Source organism: Maribellus sediminis (assembly GCF_011799805.1).
Taxonomy (GTDB): Bacteria; Bacteroidota; Bacteroidia; order Bacteroidales; family Prolixibacteraceae; genus Draconibacterium; species Draconibacterium sediminis_A.
Genome location: NZ_WXUB01000002.1, coordinates 258,553 through 275,299 on the forward strand (window position 1 = coordinate 258,553; position 16,747 = coordinate 275,299).

General features: G+C 42.7%; 12 protein-coding genes. 1 reads left to right on the forward strand and 11 read right to left on the reverse strand.

The features are described 5' to 3' along the window. Window positions 1-93: 93 nt before the first annotated feature. From HFD85_RS07720 to HFD85_RS07755, 8 genes are all read right to left on the reverse strand, one after another. Complete coding sequence (locus tag HFD85_RS07720) at window positions 94-1,656, reverse strand: M81 family metallopeptidase (protein WP_167607272.1); 1,563 nt, start codon at window positions 1,654-1,656, stop codon at window positions 94-96. Between the two features lie 70 nt (window positions 1,657-1,726). Then, window positions 1,727-3,070, reverse strand: a complete 1,344-nt coding sequence (locus HFD85_RS07725; RefSeq protein WP_167607275.1) for an MFS transporter — start codon at window positions 3,068-3,070, stop codon at window positions 1,727-1,729. 99 nt (window positions 3,071-3,169) lie between these two features. Beyond that, window positions 3,170-3,790 (reverse strand): YdeI/OmpD-associated family protein, encoded by a 621-nt coding sequence (locus HFD85_RS07730; protein ID WP_167607278.1) that lies wholly within the window; start codon window positions 3,788-3,790, stop codon window positions 3,170-3,172. Window positions 3,791-4,299: 509 nt separating this feature from the next. After that, window positions 4,300-4,674: a heavy-metal-associated domain-containing protein gene (locus HFD85_RS07735; RefSeq protein ID WP_167607281.1), complete on the reverse strand. Its 375-nt coding sequence runs from the start codon at window positions 4,672-4,674 to the stop codon at window positions 4,300-4,302. A gap of 90 nt (window positions 4,675-4,764) precedes the next feature. After that, window positions 4,765-6,987 (reverse strand): TonB-dependent receptor, encoded by a 2,223-nt coding sequence (locus tag HFD85_RS07740; RefSeq protein WP_167607284.1) that lies wholly within the window; start codon window positions 6,985-6,987, stop codon window positions 4,765-4,767. Window positions 6,988-7,086: 99 nt separating this feature from the next. Further along, a complete protein-coding gene (locus HFD85_RS07745) occupies window positions 7,087-7,578 on the reverse strand; it encodes a hypothetical protein (RefSeq protein WP_167607287.1) in 492 nt (163 codons plus the stop codon). Window positions 7,579-7,718: 140 nt separating this feature from the next. Continuing rightward, window positions 7,719-9,362 carry a dipeptidyl-peptidase 3 family protein gene (locus HFD85_RS07750; RefSeq protein WP_167607290.1) on the reverse strand — a complete coding sequence of 548 codons (1,644 nt, stop codon included), beginning with the start codon at window positions 9,360-9,362 and terminating at the stop codon, window positions 7,719-7,721. Between the two features lie 85 nt (window positions 9,363-9,447). After that, window positions 9,448-10,815, reverse strand: a complete 1,368-nt coding sequence (locus HFD85_RS07755) for a M20/M25/M40 family metallo-hydrolase (RefSeq protein ID WP_167607293.1) — start codon at window positions 10,813-10,815, stop codon at window positions 9,448-9,450. Between the two features lie 224 nt (window positions 10,816-11,039). Here HFD85_RS07755 and HFD85_RS07760 point away from each other — a divergent pair, with 224 nt between their 5' ends. Next, a complete protein-coding gene (locus tag HFD85_RS07760; protein WP_167607296.1) occupies window positions 11,040-11,915 on the forward strand; it encodes an enoyl-ACP reductase FabI in 876 nt (291 codons plus the stop codon). A gap of 147 nt (window positions 11,916-12,062) precedes the next feature. Here HFD85_RS07760 and yidC read toward each other — a convergent pair whose 3' ends face one another. The 3 genes from yidC to HFD85_RS07775 form a co-directional block, all read right to left on the reverse strand. Next, window positions 12,063-14,009 (reverse strand): membrane protein insertase YidC, encoded by a 1,947-nt coding sequence (gene yidC / locus HFD85_RS07765; protein ID WP_167607299.1) that lies wholly within the window; start codon window positions 14,007-14,009, stop codon window positions 12,063-12,065. Window positions 14,010-14,012: 3 nt separating this feature from the next. After that, window positions 14,013-15,620 carry a CTP synthase gene (locus tag HFD85_RS07770; RefSeq protein WP_167607302.1) on the reverse strand — a complete coding sequence of 536 codons (1,608 nt, stop codon included), beginning with the start codon at window positions 15,618-15,620 and terminating at the stop codon, window positions 14,013-14,015. A gap of 612 nt (window positions 15,621-16,232) precedes the next feature. Next, the gene (locus HFD85_RS07775) at window positions 16,233-16,742 is read right to left on the reverse strand and encodes a flavodoxin (RefSeq protein ID WP_167607305.1); all 510 of its coding nucleotides are present in this window, start codon (window positions 16,740-16,742) and stop codon (window positions 16,233-16,235) included. Window positions 16,743-16,747: the final 5 nt, after the last annotated feature.

The following is a 16,747-nucleotide window of genomic DNA, read 5'->3' on the forward strand; positions in this document are numbered from 1 at the left end:
TATGATTTGAGAAGATTAATGATTCTTAATCATGTATTCAAAGTTAAAAAATAATACTTCTACATTCATCCTTCGTTAATCTTCATTTATAATTCACTTCAGTGCTTCATCGGCCAGTGGTATAAGCTGCGCATTCAGGTCGGGATCCGTCATGTCTTTATCGAGCGGAAACATTGGCCGATTGATTCTTTTGTAGCCCAGTCGCTCCAGGTCCTGATCAACACCTCCCGGTGTCAGTGCCATCAGCCAGCCTGCGCGCATGTTGTATAATTCCGGTACCAGATAGCCAATTTTTACAACTACTATATCGGTTTTCCTTGGGTTCAGTCCCAGGTCAGTGAAATCTTTTTCGTAGTGATAAGGTTTTCGTTTTTTGGTAACGATTACCTGAACACTGCCGGCCTGAACCACGACTTCGGTTTCGGCATTTTTGTCGCCTTGCTTTATTGCTTTTACGGTACCAGTGAGTTTTAATGGTGGAGCAAAGCGGTCGTCAACGATTGCGCCAACATATCCACTAACTTTTCCTCCAACACCAGCTTGAACAGCTTTAGCCACCAGGTCAGGCCCCGGAATAGAAGCATAAATTAACGATGGTCCGTTTTCGCTACTGAATGCTTTATGTTTCAAAATTTCTGTCAAGGTCCAGGTGACATCACCGGCACCTCCTGCGGTTGGATTATCGCCCATGTCGCTGATTATAAAAGGTTGTCCTTTGAAAGCAATAGCTGTATCCAAACATTCCTCAAGCGAGGCGACAGGGGCTACAAACTCAAATTCATTGCGAACATTCCAGAAACTATTTGCCAGTTGTTCGGCTGCAAAACTTACGGCTTCCTTATCGTCACCATAAGCCATTACAACGCCATGATTTCGCGGTTCGTCGGCCCAGGCATAACCAATCCAGATAGCTGCATCAATAACACCTTCCTGTTCGGTTAATGGCTGAACCTGTGCATATAAACTTTTACCGGGTTCGATGCGGGTACTTGTTTTTTCGCCCGGCAACAGTATCGGAACCGGGATCCAGGCTTTGTATTTTGGCTTGCCTAAGCCGCTTTCCATGCGATCGAACAAATTTTCAAGTGCCCGTTGTTTCGATTCCAGGGCGTCCTCGTGTGGTGCCAATCGGTAGCAGGTGATCAGATCGGAATAACGTGCGAGCGTTTTACTCACATTTCCATGCAGATCCATTGAGGTTGAAATCATGGTTTCAGGCCCTACAACTTCGCGGATTCGCGTAATAAAATCACCTTCAGGATCGTCGAGTCCTACAACGCTCATGGCGCCATGAATATCGAAAAACAATCCATCGTAAGGCAGGTTTTCACGGAGGCGATCGAGCGTTTCACCAACCAGCGTTTCGTAGGCTTCGCGCGTTACTATTCCGCCAGGTATTGCATGGCCGCGCAATGTTGGAAACCACTCGGCACGGCTGCGGTCGGGGGCAGTGTCGGCCATAAACGGATAATATGAAAAAATCTCGTCACCCCTGCGTGCCTGAAAAGCATCTATATCCGATTGAGCAGGCGAAAACGTGCTCGATTCAATGGCCAGTCCGGCAATGGCTACACGAGGCAGCTTTTTCTCTTTTGGTTGACAGGAAAACAGTACTACCTGTGCTATCAGTATAGTTAAAACAAGAAATTTCTTCATGATCATTCAAATTAGACTCGAAATACACAAAGTTAAACGAAACAGGGAGAAACAAAAGCCTTTCGGGTCTTTAATCGCCTGTCCTTTCACTTTCATATTTATCCTGCGGATTATGCGCTTTATAAGCCAGCGCCGACAGGATAAGTATTGCTATGAGAAGCAGGTAGCTGGCGTGCGAATACGTTCCGAAATGTGAGTGCGACAAACTAAAAAGAATCGGCCCCAGTGCACTGGCAAACACAATTATCGCCATTACAAAACCGGTGATTTTACCGAGGTGATCGCGGCCATAAAAACGTGGCCAGGTTACCGAAAGCAACACATTATACATTCCACTCGGAATACTACTCCCGATGATGAATGCGTAGTAATAGAATCCGTGGTTGATACGAGCCAGAGAAATAAGTGCAACGATCATTCCTGCAAGCATCAAGAACAGTAAATATTGCAATTTAATTTTATCACTTATCCAACCTCCTGCAAATGCGAGGGTAACCGAAATCAGAGAAATAGGAATAAACACCGAGAGTGCCTTATCCTTGTCGATGTCGGCTTCAGCAAATACCGAAACCAAATGAAATACATAACCGGTTATAAACATGGCATAAATGGCTATCGGTAGCACAAACAACCAGAAAGTAAGTCCGCTGCGGGCTTCTTTTAAAGTAAACTGTTTGAATGGTCTGATAATCACATCGCGTTCTTTGTTGCCATGCTGTTCGCCGTCGGGAATCTGGTCGCAATCTTCCGGGTTGTCGCGGAAAAAGATAAAAACAAATAAGAAGAAACCAATTCCGATTCCCATCGCCATTAACAACCAGGCCCAGCGCCACGAAGTACCTTCAATGAGTAAATCGAAACTCAGGGGAGCTATTGAAAAGCCCAACGAAACAAATACCGATGAGATACCGTTTACCAGCCCCCTGCGGGCAATAAACCACTTCATCAGCATGTTCCGCGAAACCATGGTTATAACTCCCTGGCCCGAAAAACGCAGCATGAAAAAGAACAGGATGCAGGTGGCAATAGCCACACTTACATAAGCACTTGAATGCTGTGGAACGATGGCTTTTATAATGCGATCGGATTGACTGAAAAGCACCAGTACAAATCCCATGAGCAATGCTACGGCCATCCCCACCCAACGTGCTCCGTATTTGTCGTAAAGTTGCCCGGCATAGGTAAGAATAAACGAACTTCCAATGGTCCCGAACATATAGGCAGTACTGATCTGGTCGCGGCTGATGCCGATGTTTTCAATCAGGTAATCGGTGAATGTAGCTACGCCGGTTGTTTGGCCCGGGGCACTGAACAATACACCAATGGTAGCGGCAAATACCACCACCCAACCGTAAAAGAATGGGATTTTTGATGGATTAAACGGGAAGTTATTGAACCGCTGTTTTAACTGCATGGGCGTATTCTTTATACAAAGCTAAACTTAAACCAACGATTGAATACCGAAAAAGGGAAATAGTAAACATTGGTAACGTTTTTTTATTGGGTAAGAATACTACCGATCGTGAATACCCTTCCCGTTTAGAATATCGGAAATGTGTTTTTCAATTCTTGCTTCACGTGTTTTTGATTGTTTTGGTGCCGAGAAAAAAAGAATATAGCCACGTTGCCGGCCAGGAGTCAGGACTTCGAAAGCCGATTGCAATTCGGGCATTTCAGAAAACTTATTCAGTAGCTCTTCAGGCAAAGGCTCCGATTCTTTTTTAAAGCTTACTTTTAATCCGGCCTTTTCCACTTCGATGGCTTCGTAGACATAGGCTTTGATATCGGCCTCCAGTTTCCTGATATCAGCAACACTCGTAAACCGAAACTGGCGCGTGGCCTGCGAATTTTCACCGGGTTTTGCCAGTAAATTGTTCGAGTCCTTTAATAACGAACCTTTAAAGAATGCGATTGCTGCATACTCTTTGAATGCTGTAACCAATAATACATTATTGCCTTTCCAGGTATAGCAGGGTTGTTTCCATTTGAATTCTTCGGTGAGGCCACAGCTGAGAACAATGCTTCGCAGCAATTTCAATTCTTCCTGCCAGCTGTTTACTTTACATTCGGGCGTTTTGTAGAACGAACAGCGGCCGCAACCGTCTTCCAGGTAGGTATCAATTTTTGGATTCATGATTTCACAGATTTCGAAAATAGAAACATACTAATTAGAAATTGGTTTGATTTCTTTTTGAATCAATTCGGTTTGTTAAGAAAGAAGAGGTCATGTAATTGCTTTATCATGAACGCTTGTTCGATAACATGTTTTTTAAACTTGACTCGAAACAATGAAAAGCCTAACTTTAATTAACAAAAATTAAAATAACCTGATAACACGTTTCTGAATTCCCAAACAGAAGCCCGTTTCAGCAGATAAACCAAAAAACAGACAGGACCTCGGCATGAACTATAAGCATTATAAGGAATTAACGTTTTGCAGGTGGTCTTTTGCAATTCAATAAAAGCTTGGAGGAAGAGGACAGCCCTGTTGTTTCTATTGAAGAATAACAGGTTACACATTCCCGGAAAGGCACCCAGTTGGGTGCCTTTTTAGTTTTTTGTTTCCGTTATTCTTAAAACAAAACGGACCGGACAATTATTGCCCGGTCCGTTTCAAATAATATTACTAACAACTAAGTTAGTTTAATTCTGTGTCCGGTCTTTATGCTGTTCACTGCCATGTTCGTGGCCATGTGCACTGGCAGCAACAATCTTTTCGTATTCCCCGGTACTGATTTTTTCAGCTTTATAGCCCTTTTTCTCAATTGCCTTGGCCAAACCTTCATCGGTATTCTTTCCGTCATTATATTCCACTTTAATGGTGTTTGTAACATGATCTACCTTCAGGTCTTTCACTCCCTTCTCGAATTTAAGGTAATCGCTAATGGTTTGTTCGCAGTTGCTGCAATCCATATTGCTTTTAAAACAAACCACCTTGTTTTCTTTTTTCTGTGCATACAGCGGATTGGCAGCAACACCAATCAGCAAAGCAACGGCAATAATCAATAGTTTCTTCATTTTTCTTTAGCTTTTAGTTTCGAGCAACGAGCTTCTAGTCTGTGAGTCCGATTAGCTCGTTACTCATAGCTCACAGCTCGTAGCTTCTTATTATTCATAATTCAAATTAAATCGTAATCCTAAATATACTTTTCGACCCATAACCGGACCCCATATGTTGGTGGCATCAAAGTCCGACCCGAAAGGATTGTCGGCACCGGCCACCGGATTGGCTTGCGTAAAGTCGGTAAGGTTTTCGGCCCCTAAATAAATACTCCAGTAACGGAAATATTTGGTTACCTGGGCATTCATGATCGTGTAAGGCTTAAAATGCCCGAAATCTGATGACATATCTACTCTGCTCATCCACTCCTCATAAACATAGGGAATACGTCCACCCCCGTTAAACTGAAGGGTATAATCGAACATCCACTTTTTCAGATTCGTGGTGTAATTCAGATTAATCAAACCCTTGTAATCACTTTGCAAAGGTTTATCACGCAACTCGCCGCCAACGGTTTGTTTGATATCGTTTACCCGATAAGCCAACAAAAGATCCAGTCTTTCAATCGGTTGCCAACGCACATCGAACTGAAGGCTGTTGGCGTATGAAGTGCCATCAAGCGGTGCCAAGATCACGTAATCGGCCGAAGTTTCGCGGTCGATTACCAGTTGCGTTTTAAAATCGGTGCGGAAAAATTCGGCATTCAGTGTAAGGTCGCGCCCCAGCAGCATGTAATTCTGAATCAGCGAAAATCCATAATTCCAGGCTTCTTCCTGCATTACATCGTCGGTGTATTGTAAAGCACGCGAGCTGGCCAGCAAATAGGTGTTCTCCGATAAAACATTTGCCGTTCGATAACCTTTCCCTGCATTGGCCCGAACCGTAAAATGCTCGGCAAATCGATAGCGGAAGTGCATACGTGGTGTTACAAAGGTTCCGAAAATATTGTGGAAATCGGTGCGAATCCCTGTCATCAGCGTCAGGTTCTCATTGGGTTTGAAGGTATATTCAGCAAACAATCCGGGCACTTTTTCGGTACGTTGAATAGCGTCGGAATAAAGCTGCTCGTTAAAATCATCGTAAATATAACTTCCCCCCACATTTAAAGTATGCTCCTCGAGCGGGCCCATGTATTTGGTGTAAATGGCACTGGCAAAAAGGCGTGTTTCGTCGCCGATATAGTCAGTCAGACCATAAAACGACTCGGTTTCGTGACGCGAGAAATTCGACAGCCAGGCAATGGCATTTTTGCCGTTTGGTGTTACATAACCTCCTTTTAGAAAAGCTTCCAGGCGTTTGGTATCGATACTTACTCCGTAAGGATTGCTCAGCGAAGGTGTCATGTCCCAGTCCACTCCCGTTTGTCCGCCAAGGCGGTCTTCCTGAAGGTAAGTAAACCCGGTTTGCAGCATCAATCCTTTGTGGTTGTTGTATTTCCAGCGGTTGGAAATCTGGTACATTTGCGACATGGGAATATCCAGAAATCCATCATGGTTGTGATCGTTTTTTGTCATTAACTGATTGGCATGAACAAAAATTCCCGTTGTAAGCGTGTCTCCGATAAGCCTGATATTTCCATTAGCGTTAAACTCATAACGCCCTTCCATATTTCCAAATGCATTCAGAAATAGTTTTTCGTTGCTATCCGGCTTTTTCAATTCAGCATTGATCTGGCCGGCAATAGCATCGTAACCGTTCAGTACCGAAGCCGCACCTTTCGAAACCTGTATCGATTCCATCCATGGTCCTGGAATATAAGTCAGTCCGAAGGTTGTAGCCAAACCACGCAGGTTAGGCATGTTTTCTACCTGCATCAGCGAATAGGTTCCGTCGAGGCCCAGCAGTTTAATTTGCTTGGCACCGGTCACAGCATCACTGTAACTCATATCCACCGAAGGATTGGTCTCGAAACTTTCGGCCAGGTTACAACAGGCTGCCTTGTGCAGTTCGGCACCACTGATACTTTCGGTTTGAATAGGATTAATAACCGACAAATAGGTACCGCGGTCTTTCCTGATCACGGTTACTTCCTCCAACTCCACGTTGGGTTCCATAAGCACTTCCAGTGCTCCTGCGCTCTCAACACGAACTACTTGTTGTTTGTAGCCAACGAAGCTGAACACCAGCATATGTTGCCCGTCTTTTTGTTGAATACTGAAACTTCCGTCGTCAACTGATGCTGTTCCCTGAGTTGTTCCCTCCCAGTAAATATTTACACCCGGGAGCGGTTGTTTTCCGCCTTCCTCTCTTGTAAATACAAAGCCTTTAATTTCGTCGGCAAACGAGAAGACGGGTAAAAAAATAAGTAGTAAAAAATAAAATCGTTTCATTGCTTAAGATTTATCAATAACACGGCTGAACTGCTGTTCAACCATTATCCTGATAGTACGACATTGTAATTTTCTCTGCCAATGCAGAGAAGCTGAATCTTAAGCCGTTAATGAAGGGATTTTAAGTTGTTGTATCTCAACCAGGAAGTCGAGAGAGGTGTCTTTTACAGGTGGAGGATCGCCCTTGAAATTTTCAACCTCTGTATCGTCAATTACCGGAAGTAATAATTCAAAAACCTGAAGTCTGGCAATAAGCATGACAATCGGTTCTGTCTTTACAAATCTTATTCCTTCGTTGGTGACGTCATGTTTCAATTTAAAAAAGAAAACTATCGGCGATTCACAACCACAATCATCGGAATGGTCCGAACAGTCGTGGCATGTTTCTGCTGAGCATAAAAACTCACTTCCATCATCTTCGTGTTGATGATGTTTATGAAAAGAAGTCTCGCAGGTTTCGGGCCGAATGAAGACACTTGTTTGCTCCTCTCCTGTACATGAACAGCTGCTTTGGTACAAAACATAACCCGACGAAGACAATAGGAAAATTGCCCCGAAAAGGAATATCGTAATGTTTTGCAACAGTTTCATTTCACAAATATAACAGAAAATGCAGGCAGGATGTTGTTAACGCAATGTTAAACAGAAATGTTAAGCCAATGAAAAAGGGATGACATCTTAACAGAAAGATGTCATCCCTTTTCTTATAACTTGAAGCTTGTAGCTTGAAGCTATTTCAACACTTCCGGGCCTTGCTCAAAAACAATATCACGCGGAATACCGGCCTCTCCTATCCTGTCGAGGTCTTTTTGTAATTCTTCGCGGATAGTGCCTTTTTCCTCGATCATAGCTTTTGCCAGGTCATAATCGCCATCGCCCTGAAGTTTCAGAATGGTTCCGGAAAGATCGAGCATGGCCTGTTTCATTTTTTCGTAATCAACACGGTAGGTTCCGGTAGCTTCGTCGCGGGTAAAAGCGCCGGCTTCCTGGAAATAATAGAAGCGCATCATGTTGGCTTTTCCATGTGCGCTGGCAGCTCCAAAGCGCACCGAGCGGAAAATGCCGGCCATAAATGTCACGAAATTATCCATCATGTCTTTTTCGCCCAATTCGCCCATTTCATTCAACTGGTACACGCACCATAAGCCCAAAATGTCGGCTTTCCCTTCTTCAATCGATGAATAGGTATCTTTTAAGGCCTCGCGAACTGTTGAACGCTGGTCTACAGTATTTCCAAGTCCCAGCCCGTGAGCTACTTCGTGAAACATGGTATTTTCGAAAAAGGCATCGAATTTCACATGTTGGCGCTGATCTTCGGCAATTAACAAATCCGCAATCGGAACGAGTATCTTATCGAATTTCGCCTGCATCGAGTTTTTCAACTGCAACTTGCGACTACCTTTTGATTCGCGAACTTTCTCGTCGTTGGGCAGGTTAATGGCAATGGTTTTACTTCCGGCATTACAGTCTCCGGCATAATAAATGGCATCGTATACATTCATGTCTGACTCTACACCAGGCGTTTCATCCTTGTATTTTTGCTCGCAAGGCAGGGCTTTCTGCAAACCGGGCAGCAGCGCAGCATATTTCACCAACTTCTCGCTCCAGTCTTTATCTTTTACAAGAATGAATGATTCATGGGCGGCTTTGTAACCGTACAATTGATCTTCGTAATTTTCGATGGGGCCAATAATAAATTCAATCGTATTGTTTTTCATCTCTATCCAGGCCACGTCACTCTCGTAATAGTCATCGGTGCGCAATGCGTCAGCACGTTTTTCGAGGTAAGATTTTAAGCCGGCATCTTCGGCCAGTTCAGCGGCCTGCATCAACAAATCAGCTGCTTTATCAATCTGTTCTTCAAATGCGATGTGGTACGGAATCGATTTTAATTTGCCGTCTTCGTCGCGTCTGATCAAAGTGTACAGGCTTGTTTTTGTTGCATCGTCCCAGGCTTCAAATTCTTCCTTCGTCATATCATTCGGGTAGAAATTGGCACCGGCAGGCTTAGCTCCATAGCCCGGTAAAAAAGGCTCGTTGTTGTTCAGGCGCTCCCACGGGCCGTAATTTATTTGAAGAAATTTCCGGGTGTATTCATCCATGTCTTTCGAAAACAGCTCGTCTTTATCTCCAAAAGCTTCCATCCAATAAATGTCTTCCATTAATTTGGCTGCTTCGAACAAGAGCGGAAGCATCTGTTTCTCTTTTTCTGAGAGTACACTTAAATCAGTAGTAAGCCTGAAAGAAGCGAATTCCTCAGCTTTTTGCTTAATCTCCTCGTTATTCATTGTTTTCTTACTTGTTTCTTTTGTTGTGTTCGTTGTGCATGCAAATGCCAATAGTCCGGCCAGCATCAGAATAAAACCTCGTTTCATTATGAATAGTTTTGAATTTGTTTCAAATTTATAAAAGTGCTGGCGGAAAATAGCCTGTATTCGTCAGCTTTTATACCAGTGTGAATTACAAATCGTATTTGTCAATCAGGTAGATAAACGAAGCGATGGCAGCACTTCCCATCTGAAATTCACGAAAATTCACCTGCTCAAATGTGTCGAATCCCGAATGGTGAAAATCGAAATATCGCTGATCATCGGGAATGTAAGAACTCAAGGGAGTGCCAAACTCGCGCAGCGGACTGATATCAACTCCTCCACCGCCTTTTATAAAATCTGTAATTCCGTAAAGTTCGAAATACTTTTTAAGCGCAAGAATCTTTTCTACACGTTCTTCAGGGCCACTAACACCAAAGCCGCGAGGTACCAATGCACCACGGTCGGATTCCAGGGCAAAATAATGTTTCTCGCCTTTCATTGCCGCCTGACGGGCGTATTCTTTACCGCCACATTGCGCTACTTCCTCGTCCATAAACATGACAGCACGAATGGTTCGTTTGGGTTGAATTCCCAGCTGTTTGTATAGGCGAAGGACTTCGATGCTTTGCATGCAACCAGCCCCATCGTCGTGTGCCCCTTCCCCATTTTCCCAGGCATCGAGGTGGCCGCCAACAGTGATTATCTCTTCGGGGAATTCACTGCCGCGAATCTCGCCAATCACGTTATTCGATTCTACATCCGGTAGTGTTTTGCAGGTAGTTCGGAAATAAAACTTCAGCTCCGGATCTTCAGCAAGCTGTTTGTGTAGTAATTCAGCTCCATTTGTGCTGATTGCTACAGCAGGTATTTTCTCCACTTCAGGATTGTAACGCATCACGCCGGTGTGCGGATAATCGTCGAGGGCGGTTGTTATTGAACGTACAACCACACCCACGGCACCATATTTCGCGGCACGAGCAGCTCCAGTGGTACGATAAGAACTTGCCTCGCCATAAGCTAAAAAAGTGTTTATTGAAGTAATTTTCATGGGATAATTAAAAAACACTATTTTTCCTTTTATCTGTGCTTCACCCGCGTTTTCCATTTCATCGAAATTGTTGAATTCAATAATCCTGGCCTGTAATCCGTTGTTTCCCGTTCCGATGGTCATTCCCAATGCAGTAACAGGAACCTCAGTTTTCCCGAATTTAGATGAAGTAATGTAGGCTTGTTCATCCTCTCCTCTCACCCATTGCGGCACCTGGACGGGCTGTTTGTCAACTGCATCCAGGTTCATTTTATTCATTAATTCATAGGTATATTCCACTGCGTTTTCAGCTTCAGGAGAACCTGTGATTCTGCCTTTGTGTTCTTTGCATAAAACACGCAAATTTTCGTATGCAGTTCTGTCGGTCAATGCTTCATCAAAAATGCTTTTTAAAGTTGAGGCGTCGTCCTGTGCGAAGGTTCCCAATTGTGCGAATAGTAGAACTACCAGAAATATTTTGTGTTTCATCTTCCATATTTTGCTTCTAAATTTAACAAGATCGCTTTCTCAATCATCCGATTTCCAGCAAATATTTGAAAAATTGCGCGTAACTTAATTTTTGAACATTAGCGAACAATATTCGGCTAGTTCGGTTAATTATGCTGAAGTTTTAAATGGAAACAGCTAGCTTTTACCTGTATTTATTTAAACTCAATTAAATTTGCAGCTTGTATATTTATAAAAACAAACCAATGGGTAATAACTTACTAAAAGGAAAAAAAGGAATCGTATTCGGGGCTTTAAACCCTGATTCAATCGCCTGGAAAGTGGCTGAAAGAGCCCACGAAGAAGGCGCAACATTAACCTTAACCAATACTCCGGTTGCCATTCGCATGGGCGAAACCCAGGCATTGGCTGACAAACTGAATACCATTGTAATTGGTGCCGACGCCACAAACACCGACGATCTTAAAAACCTGTTTGAGAAATCGATGGAGTACCTTGGAGGCAAAGTGGATTTTGTCCTCCACTCGATTGGAATGTCGCCAAACGTTAGAAAAGAACGACACTACAGTGACCTTGACTATAACTATCTGGATAAAACGCTTGATGTTTCTGCCATTTCGTTTCATAAAGTGATGCAGACGGCACGCAAACTGGATGCCATTAACGAATGGGGTTCGGTAGTAGCATTGTCGTACGTGGCCGCACAACGGACATTTTATGGCTATAACGATATGGCTGATGCCAAGGCCCTACTTGAGTCGTTTGCCCGTAGTTTCGGATACATTTACGGACGCGAACGTCGTGTACGTGTAAATACAATATCTCAATCGCCAACCTTAACCACTGCCGGCAGTGGTGTTAAAGGTTTCGATCGCTTGCTGGATTTTGCAGAACGCATGTCGCCGCTTGGAAATGCTACATCAGACGAATGTGCCGATTACTGTATCACCCTGTTCTCTGACCTTACACGTAAAGTAACCATGCAGAACCTGTTTAACGATGGAGGATTCTCGAATATGGGTATGAGTTTGCGTGCTTTGGAACAGTATGAGAAAGGCTTGCATAAAGATTGTGCATGTGGCGAAGATTTGCCATCTGCAGACGAGCACCGTTACGATTAATCGTAATTACTTATTAATATATATCTAAGCCGTTCTTTTTAGGACGGCTTTTTTTGTTTCAAATTCTGCTGCACCTTCGGGTTATAAAGCAAAAAAAACAGTGGCTACATCGTAACCACTGTTTTCTTTTATATCGTCGTTTTCAGCTTATTTCTTTTTCTTCTGAACTTGCTGCTGTTGTTTGGCCATATCTTCCAAACGTTTCTGGAAACCCGATTTCTTGGTAGGTTTCTTTTTGTTGGCCTGCAGTTGTGCCCTGATCTTTTCATCATCAACAAACTGACGGATTGCATAGGTTTGACCGATGGTGATTAGGTTGGCCAGAAAGTAGTAGTAACTTAAACCTGAAGGGTAACTGTTCAACAGGAAGAAGAACATTACCGGCATCATGTACATCATGGTTTTCATTCCCGGCATTCCCTGTGAAGTGGCCGACGATTGGCTCAATTGAGTTGAAATAATTGTTGTAATCGTCATTAAAATGGTAAACAAACTCAGGTGGTTACCCATGAAATTACCAATTATCGGGATATTGAAATTCCAGCTAACAATGGAATCGTAAGTCGATAAATCGTGTGCCCATAAGAAACTTTGTCCCCTTAATTCAATAGAAGTCGGGAAGAAAAAGAACATGGCAAACAGGATTGGCATTTGCAACACCATTGGCAAACACCCGCCCATCGGATTCACTCCGGCCTTTCGATACAGGTTCATGGTGGCCTGTTGTTTTTCCATCGCCTTATCACTTCCGTATTTTGCATTAATCTCGTCAACCTCAGGTTTCAATGCACGCATTTTTGCCTGACTCATGTACGACTTGTAGGTGAACGGGAACAATGCCATCTTGATCATGATGGTGAGCAACAGGATAATGATACCGAAATTATCGATGTATCTTCTCAGAAAGTTAAAAACCGGGATAATGATGTATTTATTTACCGGACGAACAATGGCATAACCAAGGTCGATCTGGCGCTCCATATCCAGGTCATATTGTTTTAAAGTCTGGTAGTGGTTAGGTCCAAAATAAAAACGCATATCCATATTTTCGTTGGGTGCGCCATTATATGGAATCGCTATATCGGCTTTAAAATAAGCCAGGTAATCTTTGTTATCCTCGTATTCGTATTTATCCTGCTTTACCGATGCATTCGGAAAAGCATCGTCGGCAATGATTGTTGAACTAAAGAAAAGCTGTTTGAACCCGATCCATTTTACACGGGTAGTCAGGTTTTCTTCGTCAGTCTTTCCTTTTGTCAGGTTATCCACCTCGTCTTCGAAAAACTTATAGGTAATATTGGTATAACGGTCTTCACCAAAACGCGAATAATGCTCCTGGCGTGGCACGTCGTAAGCCCAACTAAAATTCAGGTACGATTGATTCCCTGTGATATACTCGTTCATCCCTTTCATGTTCACGCTAAAATCAACCATAAATGAGTTGTGTGACAGCGTGTACACGTATTCGATGTATTTTCCCGGTTCAGGTTCCAAACGGAAAGTAACACTTTCTTTGCCACCCGGATTTTCGCGGTTAACTTTTATTCTTCCTTCATCTCCGGTTTTAACGGCAGGCCCGGTTACTTTTATATTTTTCTGACCTCCCAACTGCTGGAAAAACAATTGTTCGGTCTGAATACTGCGGTTTTGTGAGAAAAAGTTAAGACCAAATTGCGTTTCAGGTCCGTCGAACAGTACCAACGCCGTTGAATCATAACGCTTATAATCTTTTAACTGAACTGAATAAATACGCCCTCCTTTGTTGGAGAAGGTAATGATCATCCGGTCGTTTTCCAGGGTCGAGAACTCCTCTTTTCCAAAAGCTGCTGTTCCGAAAATACCAAGTTCATTCTTTTTTTCCTGTTCCAGTTCGTTCCGTAAAGTGCTGTCACCCGATTCAATCGCAGTTTCGTTAACGATTTGTTGCTGCTGAATTTGCTGCTGTTCGAGTGCTCTCTGGGCTTCTACTCGCTCTATGGAATCGCGACGGATGTTTGCTGCTTCAATCTCTTCTTTCGAAGGCTTGGTGACGTATTGAAACACCACCAATATGGCAAAAATCAGAACGATTCCGATTATCGATTTTCTATCCATTTTTTATTTTTGAACTATTGCGTTTTTAATAAAATCAACAAAAAGCGGGTGAGGATTAAGTACTGTGCTTCGGTATTCGGGGTGAAATTGTACGCCAACAAACCATTTGTGTGATGGAATTTCCATAATTTCTACCAAATCGGTATCCGGGTTAATTCCTACCGGAACCATTCCATTTTCGGTGAATTGCTCACGATAAATATCGTTGAATTCGTAACGGTGACGGTGTCTTTCGTGAACCGTTAATTTATTGTAGGCTTTGCAAACATTCGAATCTTTTTCAACAATTCGGCATTCATAAGCACCCAGTCGCATGGTACCTCCGTAGTTGGTAATGCCTTTTTGCTCTTCCATTAAATCGATTACAGGATGCGGAGTTTTCGGATTCATTTCCGATGAATCGGCACCTTCGAGATTGAGCACATTACGTGCGAATTCAATTACTGCCACCTGCATTCCCAGACAAATTCCCAGGAAAGCGATATTATTTTCACGAGCATACTGTGCTGCCAGAATTTTACCTTTCATTCCGCGATGTCCAAAACCGGGAGCAATGATAATTCCATTCAAATGCGAAAGCATTTCTTCCGTATTTTCAGCATCTATCTCTTCAGAATGGATCCAGTGTAAGTTGACTTTACACCTGTTTTCGGCACCTGCATGGGTAATGGCTTCGGCAATCGATTTATACGCATCGTGCAATTCCACATATTTTCCTACCAGGCCTATCTCAACTGTTGTGGTCGGATTTTTATGCTTATCGAGGAAGTTGTTCCAGGCATCAAGATCAATCTCTTCATTTATGGCCAGATCCAGTTTTTTAAGTACCGTAATGTCCAGCTTCTCCTCCAGCATTTTTAGAGGAACTTCGTAAATAGTAGGTACGTTTACCGATTGAATAACAGCATCGAGACCAACATTGCAGAAAAGGGCTACTTTTTTACGTATCGAAAGATCGATGTCATGTTCCGTGCGCAATACAAGAATATCCGGCTGTACTCCGGTTTCAAGCAGCATTTTTACTGAGTGCTGTGTTGGCTTGGTTTTCAATTCGCCGGTTGCCGAAAGATAAGGAACCAAAGTGAGGTGAATTACCATGGCCTTGTTTCCAAGCTCCCATTTTAACTGCCTTACCGCTTCAATATAGGGTAACGACTCAATGTCGCCAACCGTACCACCGATTTCAGTAATAACAATGTCATATTTACCTTTTCCGCCGAGGATCTTGATACGTCTTTTAATTTCATCAGTAATATGCGGAATGATTTGAACTGTCTTTCCGAGATAATCTCCCCGACGTTCTTTGTCGATAACTGACTGGTAAATCCTGCCGGTTGTTACGTTGTTTGCCTGCGATGTTGTTTCATTCAGGAAACGTTCGTAATGCCCCAGGTCGAGGTCGGTTTCTGCACCGTCTTCGGTTACAAAACACTCACCGTGTTCATAAGGGTTCAGGGTACCGGGATCCACATTAATATAAGGATCGAGTTTTTGAATGGTGACATTATAGCCACGCGCTTGCAGTAACTTGGCCAATGATGCGGCCAAAATACCTTTTCCGAGCGATGAAGTAACTCCACCGGTAACAAATATGTATCTTGTTTCAGGCACGACAAAAAACTTTAGAATTCGAAGCCACAAAATTAATTAAATCTGCTGAACCATAAACTAAACCCAAACTAAAATGCCGGATATTCTGAATAGTTAACAACACTGCTCTTTTAACAACTTGTTTTATTTAACAATAATTAAACGCATTTCCTTGTCGTATTTCAGAACACATTGATTCATGGTCGGAAATTTTAAATTTATTGTAATCGTTCGATTTTTTACGTTAGCACTCCTTACAAAAGTGTATCCAGAGTTAATTACGTGCCTGTTTTACAAATATAATTACATTTGTAATGCAATATGGTTGGATATATAATGACTTAAAGCGCTGTAGCTATTCGATTTTACTTGTCGGTCTTTTCTTCTAAAATAGCATCACTGACAACATGACATGCAGGTTGTTTACTTTTGTAATTAAAATGTAAATAAAGAACCTTCTAGGTTCAACTATTGATAACGGAATGGAATAAATGTGTAAAAGGGAGTTGTACATATAGCTCTTTCAGCAAGCTTATATTTCAGATAATATGCATTTTATACAAAAAAAGAAGGCCATCCATCCGTTGGTTGACGGATGAACAGCCTTGACTTATTGCAAATAGAAAATCTTTACTAATTAAAGAATTCTCCTTTTATTTTCTCAACCCAGTCGCTTACTCTTTTTTTGGTCAAACGAGCCTGGTTTTCCTGATCGATCAATAAACCAACGAATACATCACCACGCTGAGCTTTCGACGATTCATAGTTATATCCTTCAACAGAAGTCTCTCCAACCAGTTTCGCGCCACAGCTTTCCAGTATTTCAGCCATTAAGCCAATGGCATCGCAAAAGTTCTCGGGATATCCTTTTTGGTCGCCCAAGCCAAAAATGGCAAAGGTTTTCTTCGAAAGATCCATCTCTTCAAGGTCCGGAATAAACTCATCCCAATAGTTGGGAAGTTCACCATCGAACCAGGTCGGAGCACTTATTACAAAGTTATCGTAGTTTTCAAGTACTTCCTTTGTTAGTTCTTCAGCATTGATAGCTTCTATCTCCTCTTTACCAAAAGCCTCGATCACTTTCTCGGCAACCTTCTTCGACTTTTGCGTATGAAAGCTGTATATAATTGCGTTTTTACTCATGATTT

Bases quoted from the DNA above. Each gene is read 5' to 3' on its own strand.
- HFD85_RS07740 (WP_167607284.1), bottom strand. From the start codon at position 6,987: ATGAAACGATTTTATTTTTTACTACTTATTTTTTTACCCGTCTTCTCG.
- HFD85_RS07730 (WP_167607278.1), bottom strand. From the start codon at position 3,790: ATGAATCCAAAAATTGATACCTACCTGGAAGACGGTTGCGGCCGCTGT.
- yidC (WP_167607299.1), bottom strand. From the start codon at position 14,009: ATGGATAGAAAATCGATAATCGGAATCGTTCTGATTTTTGCCATATTG.
- HFD85_RS07760 (WP_167607296.1), top strand. From the start codon at position 11,040: ATGGGTAATAACTTACTAAAAGGAAAAAAAGGAATCGTATTCGGGGCT.
- HFD85_RS07735 (WP_167607281.1), bottom strand. From the start codon at position 4,674: ATGAAGAAACTATTGATTATTGCCGTTGCTTTGCTGATTGGTGTTGCT.
- HFD85_RS07720 (WP_167607272.1), bottom strand. From the start codon at position 1,656: ATGAAGAAATTTCTTGTTTTAACTATACTGATAGCACAGGTAGTACTG.
- HFD85_RS07775 (WP_167607305.1), bottom strand. From the start codon at position 16,742: ATGAGTAAAAACGCAATTATATACAGCTTTCATACGCAAAAGTCGAAG.
- HFD85_RS07755 (WP_167607293.1), bottom strand. From the start codon at position 10,815: ATGAAACACAAAATATTTCTGGTAGTTCTACTATTCGCACAATTGGGA.
- HFD85_RS07725 (WP_167607275.1), bottom strand. From the start codon at position 3,070: ATGCAGTTAAAACAGCGGTTCAATAACTTCCCGTTTAATCCATCAAAA.
- HFD85_RS07750 (WP_167607290.1), bottom strand. From the start codon at position 9,362: ATGAAACGAGGTTTTATTCTGATGCTGGCCGGACTATTGGCATTTGCA.
- HFD85_RS07745 (WP_167607287.1), bottom strand. From the start codon at position 7,578: ATGAAACTGTTGCAAAACATTACGATATTCCTTTTCGGGGCAATTTTC.